Source organism: Mesorhizobium kamtschaticum (genome assembly GCF_056174585.1).
Map to the genome: position 1 here is coordinate 4,596,865 of NZ_CM149691.1, position 19,566 is coordinate 4,616,430.

Genomic DNA, 19,566 nt, shown 5'->3' on the forward strand with positions numbered 1-19,566 from the left:
ACCATTGGGCCGATAAAGAAAAAGGCGCCTGGGAAACCCGGCGCCTTTTCTTTTTTCAGCTTATCGTCTGCGCTCCCGCCCAAGCCGGCGCGATTGGCAAAAGACGTCAGTCTTTCTTGTAGAGCAACCAGCTCTTGCCGGCGCGGCCGGCCATTGTCGAATGTTTGGTGACGCGGTTGCGGCCGCTGACCTTCGAGCGGTAGAGCGCCCGGTCGGCCTTGGTGTAGAGGTCTTCCGGCCCTTCAGCCTCGGATGCCATGCAGATGCCCATCGATACCGTCACGGTGCCGTAATTCATGCCGGTCTGGCTGCTGGTGAAGGGCGTCTGCTCGATCAGGGCGCGAATGCGCTCCGCGATCTCGTAAGTGGCGTCTTCGCTGGCACCCTCGATGATCAGCGCGAATTCCTCGCCACCGGTGCGGGCAACGAACATGTCGCCACGAATGCTGGTCTGGAAAATCTCGGCGATGATCTGGATGATCTTGTCGCCGACAGGATGGCCGTAGCGGTCATTGATATCCTTGAATCGATCGATGTCGGCAAGGATCAAGGCATTGAACAGGATACCCTTGTTGCTGGTGTAGATACTGGTGATTTCCTTGTCGAAGGCGCGGCGGTTCCAGATGTGGGTCAAGGGATCGGTGTCGGCCAGCCGCTTGTATTCCTCGAGCTTCGACTTGACGCTCTCGAGTTCGGCCGTCTTGTCGCTCAGCGTCGAGGCGACCTGCCGGCCGTGATCAATGGTCGAATTGGTGGCAACCGCCATGGCATTGGCGATCTTCTGCAGGAGGTCCTGCGAGAGCAGGCTGCGATTGCTCAAGCCGCTCGATGTTTCATCCAGGATCCTGCCGTATTTCTCGATGTGGCTGCGCTCGCTCCGCAACAGCGAGGCGACGTCCTCGAGCTCCCTGGCGATGACGTCTCGGGCATGCTCGACGATGCTGGGACCATGGTTCTGGGCGAAGAAAGCGCGCCCGATCTTATCCAGCTCGTCCTGTGTCGGCCGATTGCTCAGCGCAAGGACGGCGAGGCTGAGCTCGCGGTTGGTGCCGCTCAATGCCTCGTAGAAGATCTCGTAGTTGCGTGGCAGGCCGAGCACGCCCAGTTGACGCATGGTGGCGACGACGGCGGATGCGATGTCATTATTTTTGTCGGTTGGGGCGGCTGCCGGCTGCATGTCTGGTTCACTCTTCCCCTCGGATCCCGGCGCAGAATTTGCGGGTTCCATCGATCGCCGACCTGGGGAACGCGACCCGATAGTCCAGAACATCTTACGAAGAGGCGCGTCCCCACCCGCGACCTTCGCTTACGGAGACCATAAATGCGGCGACGCTAAAGTTTCCTTAATTCACACGACTTCCACAGGTTTTTCTCTACCTGTGGCTGTAGAAGCATAAATTTTTGCACCATCGTCACCGCCAACACCCAGTTTGGCGGCTTTGAATTCGAAATCCACGCCGCGCGCTGCTGAAAATGAAACTGAATTTCGAATTCCGAGCGCCAGTCGATGTCGTATTTGCTTGCGCGTAACCACCGCAAAGCTGGAATCCTGACCAGGATGCTGGACGAGGTTTCTTCAAGGAGTGCCGAATGAGCGACAGTCACCAGGGATCATGCCTGTGCGGAGCGGTGCGCTTCCGGACACGCGGAGCATTGCGCGGGGTCGTCTACTGTCATTGCTCGCAATGCAGGAAGCAAAGCGGACATTTCTATGCCGCGACCAATGTTGCCGACGCCGACATCGTGATCGAAGGCGTGGAAAGCATCACCTGGTATGAAGCGTCCGCTTTCGCCAGGCGCGGCTTCTGCAAGGCATGCGGGTCAGTGCTTTTTTGGAAGCCAAGGGATCAAGACTACATTTCGGTCATGGCGGGATCGTTCGACAGGCCGACAGACCTCAAGGGCGACTGCCATATCTTCATCGGTGACAAGGGCGACTACTACTCGATCGACGACGGGCTGCCGCAGTTTGAAAAGTCGACGCCTTCGATAGTGGTCGCTGAATGAATTTTGGACGAGACGCCTTATTCCCTTGATCGGGCCGTTGCTTTATCTCGTGCCGGTAATTCGGAAAGAGGTTTGGGCATGCAGCGGCTGATCGATGCTTTTATCAATTCGGTGCGGGCGTTCCGCAAGCTGGCTGCCAGCGAGAAGGCATTCCAGCAGGAGCTGATGCTGCTCGCGCTTGCCTTGCCGGCCGGGTGGTTCGTTTCGGTGTCGTGGCGTGGCTATGCGCTGCTGATCGGCGCGGTGCTGCTGCTGATCATGGTCGAGGTGCTGAACACCGGCATCGAGGCGGCCTGCGATGCCTTCAGCCGCGAGTTCAATGTCGACATCCAGCTGGCCAAGGATTGCGGCTCGCTGGCGGTGCTGATTTCGGTGGTCATCGTCGCCGGCGTCTGGGGCATCGCGCTCATCGAGCGGATCACCGGACTACCGATCTAGCGTTGCCATTCTTATATGACGGTAACTAAAGGAAACCGTCATGTCCGAAGCCACAAATATTCTGCTTCTCGAACGCAAAGGCCTGCCGGCCGATTTGCGCTGGCTGGTCGAAAAATACCCGCGTGAAAACTGGCAGGGCCACGCCAACATCCACGGTATCGCCAACATGTGGCTGCAGCGGCACGACATGTTCCGCGAACTCGGCGGCATGCTGACCAACGGTATTGGCGACTATCGCGAGGGCAGGCTCACGGCGCCTGACTTCGCGCGCTGGTTCGCGCCGCGCCTCAACCATTTTCTCGGTAATCTCGACGGTCACCACAATGTCGAGGATCATCAATATTTTCCGGTCTTCGCCAAAGCGGAGGCGCGGCTGAAGCGCGGTTTCGAGATTCTCGACACAGACCACCACACCATCCATGAAGGATTGGAGCGCAATGCCGAGGCGGCCAATGCCTTCATCAAGACGCTTCAGGAGAGCGAGGACAAACAACGCTTCGCGGCGGATGCCTATGCCGACGAAAATAGCCGGCTGATCGCCATGCTGACCCGGCATCTTGCCGATGAGGAAGACCTGATCATCCCGCTGATCCTCGATCGAGGTGATCAGGCGCTCGGTATCGACTGACGGGTCAAAACTCCTTGGCGCGCTCCCGCTTGGCGATATGTCGTGCGATGAGCCAGGCAAGCACGGCCACGGTGAGGCCGATGCCAAGCCCGATCAGCAGCCGTTCGTGGCGCAGCAACGCCTGACCGACGAAGTGCTCGGCGCCCAACCCGAAAACGTAACCGATTGAGCTGAACAGCACCGCCCAGATCACCGATGAGATGGCGTTGAGGATGACGAAGCGGGGTGCTGCTATGGTCGACAGGCCGGCGGCGATGCCGCCGACCAGACGCATGCCGTAGACATAGCGGTTCGACAGCACGAAGATGTTGGGATGGGTGTTGAGCAGACGGTAGGCGCGGCGGAAGCCAGGTCGCCTGCGCAGCCTGACGACATGCCGGTTGTCGGCGAAACTTCTGCCGAGGATGAAGAAGAAGGTGTCGCCGACGAAAGCGCCGAGCGCTGCCGCGACAAAGGCATGCCACAGCACGAAAACATGCTGGTGGGCGAAGAAGCCGCCGAGGATGGCGGCACTTTCCCCCTCGGCCACGCAGCCGAGAAAGACGGCAAGCAGCCCATATTGTTCGATGAAATGATGGATCGCTTCGGTCATGAGGGCTGGGTCTGGGGAGCGAGCCGTTCGTCGATCCGCTTCAGCTGTTCGGCTATCTGCGCGATCTCGTCGCGCATGCCGATGATCTGGCTGTGGCGCAATTCGTCCAGCTTTTCGTGCAGCGCCATGATCTCGATTTCGGCCTTGAGGTTGACCTCATAGTCGTGGGCCGCGTCGATGCGGTCGCGCGCCGCCTGGCGATTCTGCGACATCATGATTACCGGCGCCTGCAGGGCAGCGATCATCGACAGCACCAGGTTGAGGAAAATGAAGGGGTAGGGGTCGAACGACTCTTGCCCCAGCAGCCACCAGTTGGCACCGATCCACAGGATCAGGAAGGCGATGAATGACAGGATGAACGTCCACGAACCGCCGACACGCGCAATGGCATCGGCGATACGATCGCCGGCGCCCTGAAGGCCGGCAAGATTGTCGTTGATGTCTTGTGATATGGGTTTGCGGTCGACAGTGCTTTGCAGCACCCGCCTCTCGATCTCGCTCAAATTCTCTGGGTTTCGCCTCAGCCATCGATTGGCCAGTTCGGGCACTGTCTTGTTCATGGACGTCTCCACACCAAAGCGTCGGCTTGGCAGTCTCGTCTCCATATAGGAAGATGCCGTACCTTCAAAAGCGCGGCATGGAGATGGAAGCAAAAATGCCAGATTTCGCCAAAATCCGCGCCCATGCAGCCAAACGCAAGGGCGGCGAGACGGAGCTTTCGTCCCTTCTGGGGCCGGCGCCCGACAATGCAGCGGTGGCTGACATCGCCGACGATCGCATTCTGTCGACCATGGCCGAGCGGATATTCGCCGCCGGTTTTGTCTGGCGCGTCATCGAACAGAAATGGCCCGGTTTCGAGGAAGCGTTTCTGCGCTTCGAGCCGAAGCGGCTGTTGTTCCAGCCTGACGATTTCTGGCACGATCTGGCTTCCGATCATCGCATCGTGCGCAACCCGCAGAAAATCAAATCCGTGCGCGACAACGCTGCTTTCGTCGAACGCGTCTCTAAGGAGCATGGCGGCTTCGGCGAATTCCTCGCCAACTGGCCAGCCGACGACCAGGTCGGGCTGATGGCCTATCTCGGCAAGCATGGCAGTCGGCTGGGCGGCAACACCGGCCAGTATTTCCTGCGCTGGCTGGGCTGGGATGCCTTCGTTATTTCGGCCGACATGGCGGCAGCCCTTCGCGATGCGGGCCTCGACATCGCCGAAAGCCCGACCTCGAAGAAGGATCTCGACAAGATCCAGGCCCAGATCAATCAATGGGTGGCGGACACGGGCCTGCCGCGCCGGCACATTTCGCGCATCCTGGCGATGTCGATTGGCGAGAACCATTCGCCGCAGTCGTTGCGCGAGTATATGGGTGACGATTGATCGCCAGTCTGGACGTCAATAACTTAGGTCAATCGGTCCGACACGATTGACGATGTCAATCGGTCCGAATTGGTCCGAACGAACGCCATTGCCCGGCGAATTTTGCCGCGCTAAACCGGCAAGCATGACCAAGAAGCTCGACATACTGCGCATCGCAATCGCCCAGCTCAACCCGACCGTTGGCGATGTCGCCGGTAACCTCGCCAAAGCCCGCGAGGCGAGGGCGGATGCCGCGCGGCAGGGCGCCGATCTGGTGCTTTACACCGAGCTTTTCCTTGCCGGTTACCCGCCGGAGGATCTGGTGCTGAAGCCGGCCTTCCTGAAAGCCTGCGAAAAGGCGGCGCAGGACTTTGCCGCCGATACATCAGATGGCGGCCCGGGCGTCATCATCGGCACGCCGTTGAAGCGCAAAAGCGGTACGCACAATTCCATCATTTTCGCCGATGGCGGCAAGATCATCGCCGAGCGCTACAAGCTCGACCTGCCGAACTACGGCGAGTTCGACGAAAAGCGCGTCTTCCAGGCCGGGCTCGAGATTCAGGGCCCTGTCAATTTCCGCGGCGTGCGCATCGGAGTTCCGATTTGCGAGGACATCTGGGGCGATGTCGGCATTTGCGAATCGCTGGCGGAGAGCGGGGCGGAAATCCTGCTGGTGCCGAACGGCTCGCCCTATTATCGCGCCAAGATCGACGTGCGCCATCAGGTGGTCATCAAGCAAGTCATCGAATGCGGGCTGCCGATGATCTACGCCAACCAGCTCGGCGGCCAGGACGAACTGATCTTCGACGGCGCCTCGTTTGCCATCGGCGCCGACAAGACATTGGCTTTCCAGATGAGCCAGTTCGAGGACGCGGTCGACGTCACGACGTGGAAACGCACGGAGGACGGCTGGGTCTGCTCTGAAGGGCCGATGTCGAAAATCCCGGAGCGGGAAGAGGCAGACTATCGCGCCTGCATGCTGGGCCTGCGCGACTACGTCAACAAGAACGGCTTCAAGAATGTCGTGCTCGGCCTGTCCGGCGGTATCGATTCGGCGATTTGCGCTGCCCTTGCCGTCGACGCGCTTGGCGAGGAGCGGCTGCGCGCTGTGATGATGCCCTACCGCTACACCTCGAAGGATCCGCTCAAGGACGCCGAGGACTGCGCCCGCGCGCTCGGCTGCCGCTATGACATCGTGCCGATCTTCGAGCCTGTCGAAGGTTTTCTGCATGCGCTGACGCAGCTTTTCGAGGGCACCAAGGAAGGCATCACCGAGGAAAATCTGCAGAGCCGCGCGCGCGGCACCATCCTGATGGCGATCTCCAACAAGTTCGGCTCGATGGTGGTCACGACAGGCAACAAGAGCGAGATGTCGGTCGGCTATGCCACGCTCTATGGCGACATGAATGGCGGCTTCAATCCGATCAAGGATCTCTACAAGATGCAGGTCTACGCGCTGTCGCGCTGGCGCAACAGCCATGTGCCGCCGGGCGCGCTCGGGCCTTCGGGCGAGGTCATCCCGAAGAACATCATCGACAAGGCGCCGTCGGCCGAATTGCGCGAGAACCAGACCGATCAGGATTCGCTGCCGCCCTATCCGGTGCTGGACGATATCCTCGAATGCCTGGTCGAAAACGAGATGGGCGTCGACGACATCGTGGCGCGCGGCCATGACAGGGCCACGGTGACGCGCATCGAGCATCTGCTCTACATCGCCGAATACAAGCGCCGGCAGGCAGCGCCGGGCGTGAAGATCACCCGGAAGAACTTTGGCCGCGACCGCCGCTATCCCATCACCAACCGTTTCAGGGATCGCGGATAGACACTGTTTTCATTGAGGGGGCGCAGATGCTTGTCAGCTATTTCAGGGGAACGCCTGAATACCACATCGTCCGCTTCAAGAACGGCAAGATCCGGGAGCAGGGGCGCGGCATCAGCTTCTGGTACGGCACATTGGGCACGACCATCGCGATGGTGCCGGTGACGTCGCTCGACAACCCGTTCATCTTCACCGAAACCACCGCCAATTTCCAGGATCTGGCGATCCAGGGGTCGGTCAGCTACCGCATCGTCGATCCGGTCAAGGCGGCGGAAGGTTTTGACTTCAGCGCCAGGCTCAGCAAGTCCGACGTTGCCGGCGACGGCCGCGAGAAGATCGCCGAACGCCTCGTGCTGGCCATCCAGAGCCGAGCGCGGGCCGTGGTGTCGAGCATGACGCTCGAACAGGCGCTGGCGGAGGTGACCAAGCTCGGCGGCAATCTTGCCGACTTGCTGCGCAGCGATCCGATCGCCTCGACCGCCGGCCTGTCGATCGAGGAGGTCCATATCACCTCGGTTCAGCCGACGCCGGAAATCCGCAAGGCGCTGCAGACCGAGTATCGCGAGGCGCTGCAGCGTCAGGCCGACGAGGCGATCTATGCGCGCCGGGCGCATGCCGTCGAGAAAGAGCGCGAGATCAAGCAGAGCGAACTGGCGACCGAGATCCAACTGGCCGAGCGCAACAAACTGCTGGTCGACACCGAGGCGCGCAACAAGCTGACGCTGGCCGAAGCGGCCGCCAAGGCGCAGCAGCTCGAACTGACCGTCTATTCGTCGGCGCCCGCCAACGTGCTGACGGCAATGGCCTTCAAGGCCTGGGCGGAGAAGGGCGGTTCGGTCGGCAATGTGTCGATCACGCCTGACATGCTGACCAGCGCGCTGAGCCAGCTTGCCGCGCCGGCCAAGACCGAGAAGTGATGTAGCCGTGGCCGGCGAGCAGGGCGATAGGCCGATCGACCGGGTGATCGTCGTCACCCGCAAGACCGAGCTCGAGGAACTGACGACGCGTTTCAACACGCAAGGCCAGGCCCGCTTCTATCTCCGGCAAGCCGGCATGAATTTCGACCCGGTCAAATCAGCGCACGATACCTACCATCACGCGCTCGACCGGGTGATGGGTTCGCTACCGCCAGGCCTCAAGCAATTGCGGCTCGACCGCGAGCTGGTGCCGCAGTTCGAATTCGGGTCCGATGTGGTGATCGCGCTTGGCCAGGACGGGTTGGTCTCCAACACGGCAAAGTACCTGCCGCATCAGCCGCTGATCGGCATCAATCCCAATCCGGCGCTTTTTGACGGTGTCCTCTTGCCCTGGAATGCCGACGACACCGAAAGGGTCCTCGATCTGACGATTTCCGGCAAGGCGAAGCGCCAGGCGGTGGTGATGGCCGAGGCGCGTTCCAATGACGGAAGGCGGCTGATTGCCTTCAACGACCTGTTCGTCGGGGCCAGCACGCATGTCTCGGCCCGCTATGAATTGAGCTATGGCGGCAGGACCGAGCGCCAGTCGTCGAGCGGCATCATCATTTCCACCGGCGCCGGCTCCACCGGCTGGCTGCGTTCGGTCATGGCAGGTGCCGCCGGACTGGCCGCGGCCTATGGTGACACATCCGTGCCGACGGTGCCGCCGCAGGGCTATGACCGTGAGGGCGAGCAGCTGTTCTTCTCGGTGCGCGAGCGGTTTCCGAGCAACACCACAGGCGTGTCGCTGGTCCATGGTGTCATCACCCGCGATCGGCCGCTGGTCGTCTCCTCGCGACAGAGCAAGGGCGGCGTCATCTTCAGCGACGGAATGGAGGTCGATTTCGTCGAGTTCAATTCCGGCACGGACGTGACGATCGCGATTGCCGACCAGAAGGCCTATCTCGTGGTGCCGTGATCATGGTCTGCTCCGCCCGTTGTTGCAAAATAATCGCAGTGGTTGGACCAGATATGCTTTTTGGCGTGAGCCCGTCTTGGCGCTGCGCCAAGGCGTCTCTATAAGGACCGTTCCGCGATTCATTTGCGGGAGGTCCGAATGGCAGTATTTGAAATGGTAATGCGAGGCCGCGAAGCTTAGGTCTCTACCGGCGCTCCGCGAAGGTCGATCCTTCGTACCAGAGCCGGTTTGAGCACAGGCTTATGCCGATGCCGGTCGCCGCCCGATTACGGGCGTGACGCCAAAATATGCCACTCCGCTTCTGGGCACTGCTTCGCCCCTTGCGCGGCTTCTTCAATTTTTGACCTTACTGGGATCGGGCTCGTTTGCGCCCGAATGACATCATGGCTCGTTTCAAGATCGATTTGCGCGCAAGCGCCTTTCGCAGCGTTCTTGGTTTCACGCTCACCCATTGGCGGCGCCAGCCCTGGCGGCTTTCGCTGATCATGGGTGGTTTCCTGCTGTCGACACTGGCCGACGTTTTGACGCCGCTCTATTCCGGCCGGCTGGTTGACGCCGTCGCCAGCAGCGCCGGCGCGGACGCCATTGCCTGGAATGCCGCGATGACGGCGTTCTTCATCCTTATGGCGCTGGCCCTGACCGGCCTCGTGTTGCGCAACCTTGCCTTCATGGGCATCGTCGAGTTGACGCTGAAGATGATGGCTGACATCGCCGCCGATGCCTTCCATCGCGTCCAGCGCTTTTCCACCGACTGGCACGCCAACTCGTTTGCCGGCTCGACGGTGCGCAAGGTGACGCGCGGCATGTGGGCGCTCGATCTGCTCAACGACACCATCCTGATCGCGCTGCTGCCGTCGGTCGTCATGCTCGTCGGCTCGACGCTGCTGCTTGGCTGGTTCTGGCCGCTGATGGGTGTGGTCGTTGCCGCCGGTTCGGTGCTGTTCATCATGGTGACGGCGATGCTGTCGCTTGGCTATGTGGCGCCGGCGGCAAGGCTCGCCAACACCTGGGACACGCGCCTTGGCGGTTCGCTCGCCGATGCGGTGAGCTGCAACGCCGTGGTCAAGGGCTTTGGCGCCGAGGAGCGCGAGGAGGGCCGCCTTGCCAGGGTGGTCGCCAAATGGCGGGCGCGCACGCGACGCACCTGGGTGCGCGGCACCATCAACGGCACCACGCAAGGAGTGCTGCTGCTGGTCATGCGCGCCGCGGTGATCGGCCTGGCGCTGCTGCTGTGGTCATGGGGGCAGGCGAGCGCCGGCGACGTCGCCTTCGTCTTGACCTCGTTCTTCGTGCTGCAGGGCTATTTGCGCGATATCGGCACGCATATCCGCAATTTGCAGCGTTCGATCAACGACATGGAGGAACTGGTCGATTTCCAGTCCGAACCGCTCGGCATCGAGGACCGGCCCGGCGCCAGGCCGATCCGGATCACGAAAGGGGCGATCAGCTTCGACAACGTCACCTTTCACTATGGCAGTCACCGATCGCCGCTCTATCGCGACTTTTCGGTCGATATCGCGCCGGGTGAACGGGTCGGGCTCGTCGGTCATTCCGGTTCGGGCAAGACGACCTTCGTCAAGCTCATCCAGCGGCTCTATGACGTGAACGCGGGCAAGATCCTGATCGACGGCCAGGATATCTCCGAGGTCGCGCAGGCGTCGCTGCGCGGGCAGATCGCCATCGTCCAGCAGGAGCCGATCCTGTTCCATCGGTCGCTGGCCGAGAACATCGCCTATGCAAGGCCGAGCGCGACGCAGGAGGAGATCGAGCATGCCGCCAAGCTTGCGAGCGCGCATGATTTCATCACCAGCCTGCCGAAGGGCTATGGCACGCTGGTCGGTGAGCGCGGCGTCAAACTGTCGGGCGGCGAGCGGCAGCGCGTGGCGATCGCGCGCGCTTTCCTGGCCGATGCGCGCATCCTGATCCTGGACGAGGCGACATCGAGCCTCGATTCGGAATCGGAGGTGCTGATCCAGCAGGCGATGGAACGGTTGATGGTCGGCCGCACCACGCTGGTCATCGCACACCGGCTGTCGACGGTGCGGGCGCTCGACCGGCTGCTGGTCTTCGACCGCGGCAACATCGTCGAGGAGGGCTCGCATGACGAGCTGATCCGGCTGAAGGGCGGCATCTACCGCCGCCTGTTCGAGCGTCAGGCGCTCGAACTGACCAAGGGGCTGGTCATCTGACCCTGAGGTGGCCTCCGGCTTCGGCCGGAGGCCACCTCTGGCAGGCGCGCCACCGGCTGGTCGGGCGGAGGGTGGTGCAGGGCACGCAATCGCAGGCGGAGCCGAACCTGCCGCGAGCGCATCGGCGGGCGTGAGATGTCCGACGTCCCTTTCACTCAGCGTATGCCGGCCGCACAAATCCGTGACGCGGGTATCCAATTCTTTTCCATATGCTGAGTTTTGAGATGATTTGTTTAAGATGCTGATCGAGATACGTTGTTTCAACCATTGATTGATATACGTTTTCTCTAGGCAACCCAGAGACGGTCGACGCATATGCTGGGATCCGATTGATCAGCGCAGGATTTCGCCCTGCGGCAGACGACCTCCATAGGCTCCACGATGCATCTTGTTTCTGAAAATACCGGTGTGGAAAAGGTGGCTGCGCCGGCGGTTCAGGAGTCTCACCATGGCTCGGTTCGGCCGCTTGCTGCCGAGGACCTCGAGCGCGTCGCCGCACTCTTCCTGACGAAGTTTCGCCGGCGGCGGCGTCACCTCCTCGATCGCGCGATCGCTGAGACGGCCGAGTATATGAGAAAGATCTATCTCGACCCTGCCGGCCAGCCCGGTGCCAGCAACGCTCTTGTCCAGATCAACCCGCAGGGCCATCTGGGTGGCTTCCTCGGTGTCCTGAAAGCCCGCTACGAGCTCAACGGCGCGGTATTGAATGCGGCGATCATCGGTCCACTGATGGCCGACCCCGGCACCGATCACGGCTCGGCTGGACCGCAATTGCTGCGTGTCCTGCATCAAGGCGAATTCGATCTCTATCTGACCGATTCGGCCAACCGGGTCTCTCTGGCCTTCGCACGTCCGATGAAATACCAGCTCCTGCCGGCGCATTGTCTGGGATGGACCCGCATTTTCCGCCCGGCAGCGGTGGCCTCCGCCGTGATGCGCGGTAAATGGCCGGGCCTGTCCCGTTTCGTATTCGACCCTTGCGCCAAGGTATTCGATCCCTTTACGAGAAAAAGGTTCGAGCCGCCCGTCCAGCATTCCTCGTCACACCGGGTCCATCGAGAGGCGATGGATGCCGCGCAATTTGCGGAGCGGTTGCCGACGCTTACGTCCGATTACTCGCTTCGGCCGCGTTGGCAGGATGGCGAGCTGCCACGGCTGCTCGCACTGGCGGCCGAGAAGCGGGCCGACGGCCCCCTTCATTTCAGTGGAACCTACGACGAAGCCGGTAAAATGCTCGGTTGCTACGCTTTCTACGGTCAAGCCGGCGGCGTCGCGAACCTGTTGCAAATCCAGGCCTCCGGATCTCACTGGGGCGCAACGCTGGATAGCCTGATGGCGGACGCGTGGAATATGGGCTGCGCAGCCATCATCGGGCAGACGCAGACCAGGTTCATGCCGCAACTCTTCAGCTGCAAGAATGTGTTCTTCCGCTATGCCGGGGGGACGATGGTGCGCTCGCGCATCCCCGAGGTAACGCAAGCGGTCCGCGCCGGCGACATCTTCATCGGTGGGTTGATGGGCGACCGCTGGACCCGCCTCAGTTCCGACGACTTCGGCCGCTGATCGCCTTCGACGATCTGATCTGATCGGGCAAGGGTCATGCGCCTCGCTTGGCCCCTTAGAGCAGTTCACCGTTTCACGAAAACGGCGAACCGCTCTAACTGTTTGTTTTAACGCAATTCCCAAGGGAAAGCGCTACGCGCTTTTCCCGGGAAAACCGTTTCACACTTTTCCTGGAATTGCTTAAGTCTTTTCATTGCCCGCGTCATGTTCTATGTGTGCCGACCGGCGCGGGGGCGCGTCTTGTCAATCACAAAAGCATCCGGTACGCCCCGCTCATGACAGTTACCGTTCGTTTCGCCCCGTCACCGACCGGCCGCATCCATATCGGCAATGCGCGCACCGCGCTGTTCAACTGGCTGTTTGCGCTCAACAACAAGGGCCGCTTCATCCAGCGCTTCGATGACACCGACATCGCCCGCTCGAAGCAGGAATTCGCCGACGCCATCCTCTACGATCTGCATTGGCTGGGCATTTTTCCGGATGCCACCGAGTATCAGTCGCGGCGCTTCGAGGTCTATGACGCGGCTGTCGAGCGGCTGAAGGCGGCGGGCGTTCTCTATGCCTGTTACGAAACCCCGGAGGAACTCGATCTCCGGCGAAAAGTGCGCCGTACGCGCGGCCTGCCGCCGGTCTATGGCCGTGAGGCGCTGGCGCTGACGCATGAGCAGGTGGCCGAGTATCAGGCCGACGGGCGCCGGCCGCACTGGCGCTTCCTGTTGCCCAATTTCACTGGAGATCCACAGCAGCCGGAGCGCACGGAGGTCCACTGGACCGATCTGGTGCGCGGCGAGGAAACGGTCGATCTCGCTTCGCTTTCGGATCCGGTGCTGGTGCGCGAGGACGGCACCTATCTCTACACGCTGCCGTCCGTCGTCGATGACATCGAGATGGGCGTCAGCCATGTCATCCGCGGTGACGACCATGTCACCAACACCGGCGTGCAGATTGCCCTGTTCAAGGCGCTGGGCGCCGAGCCGCCGGTCTTCGGCCACCACAATCTTTTGACCACCGTCTCGGGTGAGGGGCTGTCGAAGCGCACTGGCGCGCTCTCCATCGAAAGCCTGCGCGAGGACGGCATCGAGCCGATGGCCGTCGCTTCGCTGGCCGTTCTGGTCGGCACCTCGGAGAATGTCGCGGCCGAGCATGACCTGAGCGAACTCGCCGGCCATTTCGACCCGGCCGCGACCTCGAAATCATCGGCCAAGTTCGATCCGGACGAACTGTTCGTGCTCAACCGCGTGCTGCTGCACCATATGTCGTTCGACGAGGCACGGGACAGGCTGATGGTGCTGGGCGTCTCCGGCGAACAGGCCGAGCCGTTCTGGCTGGCGGTGCGGGGCAATCTCGACCGGCTTGCCGACGCGGTGGGCTGGTGGCGTATCCTGCGCGAGGGGCCGCAGGACAGACCGGAGTTCTCCGATCATGATCGTGAGTTCCTCGGACAGGCGTTCGATCTGCTGCCTGAAGAGCCTTGGAACGGCACGGTCTGGAAGGATTGGACCGGCAAGATCAGGGAAGCGACGGGCCGCAAGGGCAAGGGGCTGTTCATGCCGCTGAGGCTTGCGCTTACTGGACTGCCTTCGGGGCCGGAGCTTGCAGATTTATTGCCGCTGATGGGTCGGGAAGGAACGTTGGCCCGACGACCCTGACCTTGCGCTGTTCCGGCGGCAGGGCGGACACGGGGGACGTCACCGGCTTGGCGGAAAGCCGCTTGATGGCTTCGCGGTCGAGCCCGCCGTCCCTGTTGGCCAGCGTTTCCGGGTCGGCGCCCGGATCGGGCTTGGAGGCCGGCACGGGAACGAAGGGGGCTGCGTCCGTTTCCGGCTGCGACTGCTGAGGGTTGGGTGGATTGCCGCCAATGATCTGGAAGTTCTGTGCGGCGTTGCAGCCGCAGGCCGGCGGCCGCGACATGTTGGATTGCTTGTAGAGATAGGCGGTCGGCAATTCGCTGTAAGGCTTGCCGGTAACCGATGACGTCATCGCGGCCGAATCGTCGTCCATGCCGCGCGAATAGAAGACCTGCATCTCGGTGCCTGGGCAGCTCGATTCGCAATTCTTCTGATCGCGCTCAAAATCGCCGACCGAGGCTGCGTTCGACATCGGAAAGAAATAGCCGTCGCAGGTGCGCACGCAGGTGGTGTGGAACTCGCCGCTGGAGTTCGGAAAGTCCGGAATGCCGGGCAGGTTCAGGACGCGGCGGACATTGCGTTCCTCGCCGGAATCCTCCGGCTGGTCAAGTGTGTCGCTCGGCGGGCTGTCGTTGCCGAAAAGCTGGTCGAACAGGTTTGCGTTGCCGTCTTCTTCGCCATGGTCTGCTTCCTGCAATGGTGCGCGGCGTGGCGCAATCGTGTCGTCGCGGCAGCCATTGGCATCGAGCGCGGCCAGGATGCGGCCACGGTCGCGGCGCGAGCCGCCGCCGGCGAGTTGGGCACGCTTGGCCTGGAGATTGTCGAGATTGGCGTTCATGCGGTCGATGGTGGCGTTGAGCCCCGCGCATCGATTGATGTTGCGGGAAAACAGCGAAAACCCGCAACCGGAGTTGCTTGCCTGGTCGCGGGCCTTCGAGATCTGTTCGCGTTGCCGGTCGATCGCGGCATCATATTTCCGGATCATTGCCGGACCACCGCTACCGCCGCGCGAAGCCGCGGCAAGATCGGCCTCCAACTGACGGCAGACGCGCGAGGCAGCCTGGGGCTCGGTGATGGTGGCGCCGGACAGCAGGAGGCCAAGCAGCATGGCAGCATGCGCCCGCTTCAACCCTCCGCTTGTCATCCGCTTGAATCCCGCTTGCCTGTGGTCGCCAAGCTACCCCGTTCGCGGTTAATCGTCTATTTCGGCTAGCTGTCAGAACTTGTAGTTCATGCCGATCTTGACCGTACTGAACTTGTTGTCGAACTCGGTGTTGCTGCCACCATAGTCGATGGTCTGCTCTCGCAGATCGACATAAAGATATTCGACATTCGCGGACCAATGATCGGTGAATGCCTGCTCCAGCCCTGCGCCGAGGGTCCAGCCAGTTTTGGTGCTCTTCTCTGAAAAGCTGTTGAAGGGTCCGTCAAGATACCGGTTTTCGACACTTCCGTAAGCCAGGCCACCAGTTCCATAGATCAGGGTGCTGTCGAACGCATATCCGGCCCTGGCGCGCAACGTTCCAAACCAGTCCACCTTGGTGTCGTACGTATCGCCTCCGCCAAGATTGATTTCGTCGGAGTGTCCCTTGATATCGGCGCCCGCAATGTCGGCTTCGACGCCGAGAACCACGGAATTGATCTGGTAGTTGTAGCCGACCTGAACACCGCCCAGGAAACCGTCTATGTCATAGTCCTGGCTGGCTTGAAACCCAGGCGCATTGGGCGAACTGAAACTCGCGTCGGTCTTTCCAAAACCGTAGCCAATCTGCCCACCGACATAGACGCCCGACCAGTCGTGGACGGTTGCAGGCTCGGCACTGATGGCGTCGGCGGCGAGAGCTTGCTCGCCGATCAGCGACAACAATGCGGATGCGAGCAACAGGCCCTTCACGACGTCCTCGCCGTTAAATCAGATGCGCGACCATATCAGGTCGGCTTTCCCTGCGAAATCCGCTTCCAGCCGGCGCCGTATTTCCGCAATCGCAAGTTGCTGGCCGGCAACACCCCGGTTTTGGAACGAGATGATTGCCGGGATACATGAGGCAAGCTGCCCTGCAGGCCAGGCCGAACCCGCAGGAGCCGGCTCAGTCCAGATTGGCGATGGCCTGCGCCTTGTGCGCGGCCTCGACCACGGCCAGCGCCGTCATGTTGACGACACCGCGCGAGGTGACCGAGGGCGTCAGGATGTGCGCCGGCATGTCGGTGCCGAGCAGGATCGGCCCGACATGCAGCGCATCCATCATGGCGCGCAACGCCGTCAGCGTGATGTTGGCCGAATCGAGGTTCGGGAACACCAGCAGGTTGGCTTCGCCCTTCAGGCGCGAATGCGGATAGACGCGCTGGCGCAGATGCTCCGACAGCGCGGAATCGGCATGCATTTCGCCGTCGCACTGCAGTTCCGGCGCGATGCGCGCCAGGATCGCCGCCGCCTGCCGCATCTTCAGCGCGCTCGGCGAATCGCGCGAGCCGAAATCCGAATGCGACAAAAGGGCTGCCTTCGGCTCGATGCCGAAGCGCTGGATTTCCTCAGCCGCCAGCACCGTCATCTCGGCGATCTCCTCGGCTGTCGGATCGACGGAGACATGCGTGTCGGTCAGGAAGATGATGCCGCGCTGCGAAATCAGCATGGAGAGCGTCGACAGATCGTGGTCCTTGATGCCCGCGCGAGGGCCAATGATAAGGGTCACATTCCGCAGATGCCGCTCGAAGCGTCCTTCGAGGCCGCAGACCATGGCGTCGGCATCGCCGCGCTTCAGTGCAAGTGCCGCGATCACCGTGTTGTCGGTGCGCACCATGGTGCGCGCGGCCTCCGTCGTCACGCCGCGCCGGCCGGCGAGTTCGATCAGCAGGTCGACATAGTGGCGGTAGCGCGGATCGTCCTCCGGGTTGATCAGGCCGAAATCGACGCCCGGCTTGATGCGCAGGCCATAGCGCTTCAGCCTGACCTCGATGACGTGCGGACGGCCGATCAGGATCGGCTCCGCGATGCCTTCCTCGAGCACCACCTGGGCGGCGCGCAGCACGCGCTCATCCTCGCCGTCGGCGTAGATGACGCGCTTGGCGCTCGACGCCTTGGCGGATGAGAACACCGGCTTCATCACCAGGCCGGAGCGGAAGACGAAACGGTTGAGCTTGTCGATATAGGCGGCGAAGTCGGTGATCGGCCGTGTCGCCACACCGGTGTCGCAGGCCGCTTTGGCAACGGCCGGCGCGATGCGCAGGATCAGCCTGGGATCGAAGGGCGAGGGGATCAGGAATTCGGGTCCGAAGATCGGCGTCTCGCCCGAATAGGCGCGTGCGGCGACGTCCGAGGGCTCTTCGCGGGCGAGGGCGGCGATGGCCCGCACAGCGGCCATCTTCATCTCTTCGTTGATGGCGCTGGCGCCGCAATCGAGCGCGCCACGGAAGATGTAGGGGAAGCACAGGACATTGTTGACCTGATTGGGAAAATCGGACCGACCCGTGCAGATCATGGCATCGGGACGCGCCGCGCGCGCCTCTTCCGGCATGATCTCCGGATTGGGGTTGGCCAGTGCCAGGATCAGCGGTTTTGGCGCCATGTGCTGCAGCAATTCCGGCTTCAGCACGCCGGCGGCAGAGAGGCCGAGGAAGACGTCGGCGCCGGCGATGACATCGGCCAGCGTGCGCGCCTCGGTGTCCTTGACATAGGGGTCCTTCCAGCGATCCATCTCGTCGATACGACCCTTGTAGGCGACGCCGAAGCGGTCGGTGACCCAGATGTTTTCGACGCGTACGCCAAGCGAGACCAGAAGGTTGAGGCAGGCAAGGGCGGCCGCACCCGCACCGGAAGTGACGACCTTGATATCCGAAATGGTCTTGCCGGCGAATTCCAGCCCGTTGAGCACGGCGGCGGCGACGATGATGGCGGTGCCATGCTGGTCGTCGTGGAACACCGGTATCTTCATGCGCGCCTTGAGCTGCTCCTCGACCTCGAAACACTCAGGCGCCTTGATGTCCTCGAGGTTGATGCCGCCGAAGGTCGGCTCCAGCGCCGAGATCGTCTCGACCATGCGTTCGATCCCCGGCGCGTCGATTTCGATGTCGAAGACGTCGATGCCGGCGAACTTCTTGAACAGCACCGCCTTGCCTTCCATGACCGGCTTGGAGGCGAGTGGGCCGATATTGCCGAGGCCGAGCACGGCCGAGCCATTGGAGACGACACCGACGAGGTTGGCGCGCGCCGTATAGTCGGCGGCGGTTGCCGGATTGTCGCGGATTTCGAGGCAAGGGGCAGCCACGCCGGGCGAATAGGCAAGCGCCAGGTCGCGCTGGTTGCCGAGCGGCTTGGTCGCCTGGATCTCGAGCTTTCCCGGCGTTGGGTGCTTGTGGAAGTAAAGGGCGGCTTCGTCGAGGTCCGAACGTGCCGTTTTCTTGTTCTCGCCTTCCATGCGGGCACTCCCTCGAAACCTGCTTCGAGAGACCTTTTAGCATGCGGCCAAGGTTTTTCGCGACGCTAATTGACGCGCCGGTAGCTTTAAACGACGGCGCGTCGAAAATCGCTAGATGTCAGATGCTTACGGCTGTTTCATACCAGATGAGTCCTGCCGTTTCGCCGCCCTTTCGATCAGAAGGCGCTGACATAGAGGCCGCCGTCGACCGGTATGTTCTGCCCGGTCAGGTAGCCGGCATGGACCGAGCAGAGGAAGGCGCAGATCTGGCCGAATTCCTCCGGCGTACCGAGCCGCTTGGCCGGCACATCGGCACTGATGCGGGTCTTGCGCGCCGCAGCTGCAGCGGGGTCCTCGACGGTGCCGGCCTCATGCGGGCCGCGCAAACGGTCGGTGTCGAGTTTGCCCGGCAAGAGACTGTTGATGGTGACGTTGCGGTCGATCACCGTCCGCGCCACGCCGGCAAGGAACGAAGTCAGGCCGGCGCGCGCGCCCGACGACAGGTCGAGACCAGGAATAGGGACGTAGACCGACAGCGAGGTGATGTTGACGATGCGCCCAAAGCCGCGCTTGGCCATGCCGTCGAGCACGGCCTGCACCAGCTCGATCGGCGTCACCATGTTCTGGGTAACGCCTTCAAGGATCTTGGCACGGTCGAGTTCGCGGAAATCGCGAAGCGGCGGACCGCCATTGTTGTTGACCAGGATGTCGGGTTCGGGACAGGCGGCGAGCAGCGCCTTCTGCACCTCGGGCTTCGAAACGTCGCCTACGACTTCCGTCACCGTCACGCCATAGCGCTGGCGCAGCTCCGCGGCGGTTTTGGCGACCAGCTCGGCGTTGCGGCCGTTGACGACGATATCGCAACCGGCCTCGGCCAGCGCCATCGCGCAGCCTTTTCCAAGACCCTTGCTCGAAGCGCAGACGATGGCCTTCTTTCCGCTGATACCGAGATCCATGACGATTTCTCCTGTGATTTGGCCGGCAAGCTAGTCCTTAGGCTGGACCAATCGCAACCGTCATACGGTTGTTGCATGAATCGGGGCATAGGCTGCTCGAAAGCAAGG

General features: G+C 62.0%; 18 protein-coding genes. 10 read left to right on the top strand and 8 right to left on the bottom strand.

Annotation, left to right across the window (positions count from 1 at the left end; translation table 11 throughout):
• Positions 1–106: 106 nt before the first annotated feature.
• Positions 107–1,177, bottom strand: coding sequence for a diguanylate cyclase domain-containing protein (locus AC0V7N_RS22720; RefSeq protein ID WP_475450600.1), 1,071 nt, complete (start codon positions 1,175–1,177; stop codon positions 107–109).
• Positions 1,178–1,348: 171 nt separating this feature from the next.
• Positions 1,349–1,534, bottom strand: coding sequence for a hypothetical protein (locus tag AC0V7N_RS22725; RefSeq protein ID WP_475450601.1), 186 nt, complete (start codon positions 1,532–1,534; stop codon positions 1,349–1,351).
• Between the two features lie 56 nt (positions 1,535–1,590).
• Here AC0V7N_RS22725 and AC0V7N_RS22730 point away from each other — a divergent pair, with 56 nt between their 5' ends.
• The 3 genes from AC0V7N_RS22730 to AC0V7N_RS22740 all read left to right on the top strand — a co-directional run bounded on the left by AC0V7N_RS22730 (position 1,591) and on the right by AC0V7N_RS22740 (position 3,073).
• Positions 1,591–2,007 (top strand): GFA family protein, encoded by a 417-nt coding sequence (locus AC0V7N_RS22730; protein ID WP_475450602.1) that lies wholly within the window; start codon positions 1,591–1,593, stop codon positions 2,005–2,007.
• 78 nt (positions 2,008–2,085) lie between these two features.
• Complete coding sequence (locus AC0V7N_RS22735) at positions 2,086–2,445, top strand: diacylglycerol kinase (protein ID WP_027029167.1); 360 nt, start codon at positions 2,086–2,088, stop codon at positions 2,443–2,445.
• A gap of 40 nt (positions 2,446–2,485) precedes the next feature.
• Complete coding sequence (locus AC0V7N_RS22740) at positions 2,486–3,073, top strand: hemerythrin domain-containing protein (protein WP_475450603.1); 588 nt, start codon at positions 2,486–2,488, stop codon at positions 3,071–3,073.
• Between the two features lie 4 nt (positions 3,074–3,077).
• On the opposite strand, the gene AC0V7N_RS22745 is transcribed toward AC0V7N_RS22740, so the two are convergent.
• The gene (locus AC0V7N_RS22745; protein WP_475450604.1) at positions 3,078–3,665 is read right to left on the bottom strand and encodes a DedA family protein; all 588 of its coding nucleotides are present in this window, start codon (positions 3,663–3,665) and stop codon (positions 3,078–3,080) included.
• A complete protein-coding gene (locus tag AC0V7N_RS22750) occupies positions 3,662–4,225 on the bottom strand; it encodes a DUF1003 domain-containing protein (protein WP_475450605.1) in 564 nt (187 codons plus the stop codon). The genes AC0V7N_RS22745 and AC0V7N_RS22750 overlap by 4 nt, the downstream gene beginning before the upstream one ends.
• A gap of 95 nt (positions 4,226–4,320) precedes the next feature.
• Between AC0V7N_RS22750 and AC0V7N_RS22755 the strand changes: the two genes are divergently transcribed.
• The 7 genes from AC0V7N_RS22755 to gltX all read left to right on the top strand — a co-directional run bounded on the left by AC0V7N_RS22755 (position 4,321) and on the right by gltX (position 14,111).
• The gene (locus AC0V7N_RS22755) at positions 4,321–5,037 is read left to right on the top strand and encodes a DNA-3-methyladenine glycosylase I (protein ID WP_475450606.1); all 717 of its coding nucleotides are present in this window, start codon (positions 4,321–4,323) and stop codon (positions 5,035–5,037) included.
• Positions 5,038–5,161: 124 nt separating this feature from the next.
• Complete coding sequence (locus AC0V7N_RS22760; protein ID WP_475450607.1) at positions 5,162–6,838, top strand: NAD+ synthase; 1,677 nt, start codon at positions 5,162–5,164, stop codon at positions 6,836–6,838.
• Between the two features lie 26 nt (positions 6,839–6,864).
• Complete coding sequence (locus AC0V7N_RS22765; protein ID WP_475450608.1) at positions 6,865–7,752, top strand: SPFH domain-containing protein; 888 nt, start codon at positions 6,865–6,867, stop codon at positions 7,750–7,752.
• Between the two features lie 7 nt (positions 7,753–7,759).
• A complete protein-coding gene (locus AC0V7N_RS22770) occupies positions 7,760–8,710 on the top strand; it encodes a diacylglycerol kinase catalytic domain-containing protein (RefSeq protein WP_475450609.1) in 951 nt (316 codons plus the stop codon).
• A gap of 383 nt (positions 8,711–9,093) precedes the next feature.
• On the top strand, positions 9,094–10,899 hold the full coding sequence (locus AC0V7N_RS22775; RefSeq protein WP_496627276.1) for an ATP-binding cassette domain-containing protein: 1,806 nt from the start codon (positions 9,094–9,096) through the stop codon (positions 10,897–10,899).
• A 381-nt stretch (positions 10,900–11,280) separates the two neighbouring features.
• The gene (locus tag AC0V7N_RS22780; RefSeq protein WP_496627277.1) at positions 11,281–12,462 is read left to right on the top strand and encodes a hypothetical protein; all 1,182 of its coding nucleotides are present in this window, start codon (positions 11,281–11,283) and stop codon (positions 12,460–12,462) included.
• A 275-nt stretch (positions 12,463–12,737) separates the two neighbouring features.
• Entirely contained in the window at positions 12,738–14,111 is a 1,374-nt protein-coding gene (gltX, locus tag AC0V7N_RS22785; protein ID WP_475450611.1) for a glutamate--tRNA ligase, read from the top strand.
• Here the strand turns inward: gltX and AC0V7N_RS22790 are convergent.
• The 4 genes from AC0V7N_RS22790 to AC0V7N_RS22805 all read right to left on the bottom strand — a co-directional run bounded on the left by AC0V7N_RS22790 (position 14,029) and on the right by AC0V7N_RS22805 (position 19,458).
• Positions 14,029–15,234, bottom strand: a complete 1,206-nt coding sequence (locus AC0V7N_RS22790; RefSeq protein ID WP_475450612.1) for a DUF2865 domain-containing protein — start codon at positions 15,232–15,234, stop codon at positions 14,029–14,031. The genes gltX and AC0V7N_RS22790 overlap by 83 nt on opposite strands.
• 72 nt (positions 15,235–15,306) lie before the next feature.
• Positions 15,307–15,984, bottom strand: a complete 678-nt coding sequence (locus AC0V7N_RS22795) for an outer membrane protein (protein ID WP_475450613.1) — start codon at positions 15,982–15,984, stop codon at positions 15,307–15,309.
• A 193-nt stretch (positions 15,985–16,177) separates the two neighbouring features.
• Positions 16,178–18,502 (bottom strand): NADP-dependent malic enzyme, encoded by a 2,325-nt coding sequence (locus tag AC0V7N_RS22800; protein WP_475450614.1) that lies wholly within the window; start codon positions 18,500–18,502, stop codon positions 16,178–16,180.
• A 176-nt stretch (positions 18,503–18,678) separates the two neighbouring features.
• The gene (locus AC0V7N_RS22805) at positions 18,679–19,458 is read right to left on the bottom strand and encodes an SDR family oxidoreductase (RefSeq protein WP_475450615.1); all 780 of its coding nucleotides are present in this window, start codon (positions 19,456–19,458) and stop codon (positions 18,679–18,681) included.
• Between the last annotated feature and the right edge of the window lie 108 nt (positions 19,459–19,566).

What these genes read in the sequence shown, in the direction of transcription:
- AC0V7N_RS22775 (WP_496627276.1), top strand. Translation starts at nt 9,094, where the DNA reads ATGGCTCGTTTCAAGATCGATTTGCGCGCAAGCGCCTTTCGCAGCGTT.
- AC0V7N_RS22765 (WP_475450608.1), top strand. Translation starts at nt 6,865, where the DNA reads ATGCTTGTCAGCTATTTCAGGGGAACGCCTGAATACCACATCGTCCGC.
- AC0V7N_RS22800 (WP_475450614.1), bottom strand. Translation starts at nt 18,502, where the DNA reads ATGGAAGGCGAGAACAAGAAAACGGCACGTTCGGACCTCGACGAAGCC.
- AC0V7N_RS22790 (WP_475450612.1), bottom strand. Translation starts at nt 15,234, where the DNA reads ATGACAAGCGGAGGGTTGAAGCGGGCGCATGCTGCCATGCTGCTTGGC.
- AC0V7N_RS22720 (WP_475450600.1), bottom strand. Translation starts at nt 1,177, where the DNA reads ATGCAGCCGGCAGCCGCCCCAACCGACAAAAATAATGACATCGCATCC.
- AC0V7N_RS22730 (WP_475450602.1), top strand. Translation starts at nt 1,591, where the DNA reads ATGAGCGACAGTCACCAGGGATCATGCCTGTGCGGAGCGGTGCGCTTC.
- AC0V7N_RS22740 (WP_475450603.1), top strand. Translation starts at nt 2,486, where the DNA reads ATGTCCGAAGCCACAAATATTCTGCTTCTCGAACGCAAAGGCCTGCCG.
- AC0V7N_RS22735 (WP_027029167.1), top strand. Translation starts at nt 2,086, where the DNA reads ATGCAGCGGCTGATCGATGCTTTTATCAATTCGGTGCGGGCGTTCCGC.
- gltX (WP_475450611.1), top strand. Translation starts at nt 12,738, where the DNA reads ATGACAGTTACCGTTCGTTTCGCCCCGTCACCGACCGGCCGCATCCAT.
- AC0V7N_RS22760 (WP_475450607.1), top strand. Translation starts at nt 5,162, where the DNA reads ATGACCAAGAAGCTCGACATACTGCGCATCGCAATCGCCCAGCTCAAC.
- AC0V7N_RS22745 (WP_475450604.1), bottom strand. Translation starts at nt 3,665, where the DNA reads ATGACCGAAGCGATCCATCATTTCATCGAACAATATGGGCTGCTTGCC.
- AC0V7N_RS22780 (WP_496627277.1), top strand. Translation starts at nt 11,281, where the DNA reads ATGCATCTTGTTTCTGAAAATACCGGTGTGGAAAAGGTGGCTGCGCCG.
- AC0V7N_RS22750 (WP_475450605.1), bottom strand. Translation starts at nt 4,225, where the DNA reads ATGAACAAGACAGTGCCCGAACTGGCCAATCGATGGCTGAGGCGAAAC.
- AC0V7N_RS22755 (WP_475450606.1), top strand. Translation starts at nt 4,321, where the DNA reads ATGCCAGATTTCGCCAAAATCCGCGCCCATGCAGCCAAACGCAAGGGC.
- AC0V7N_RS22805 (WP_475450615.1), bottom strand. Translation starts at nt 19,458, where the DNA reads ATGGATCTCGGTATCAGCGGAAAGAAGGCCATCGTCTGCGCTTCGAGC.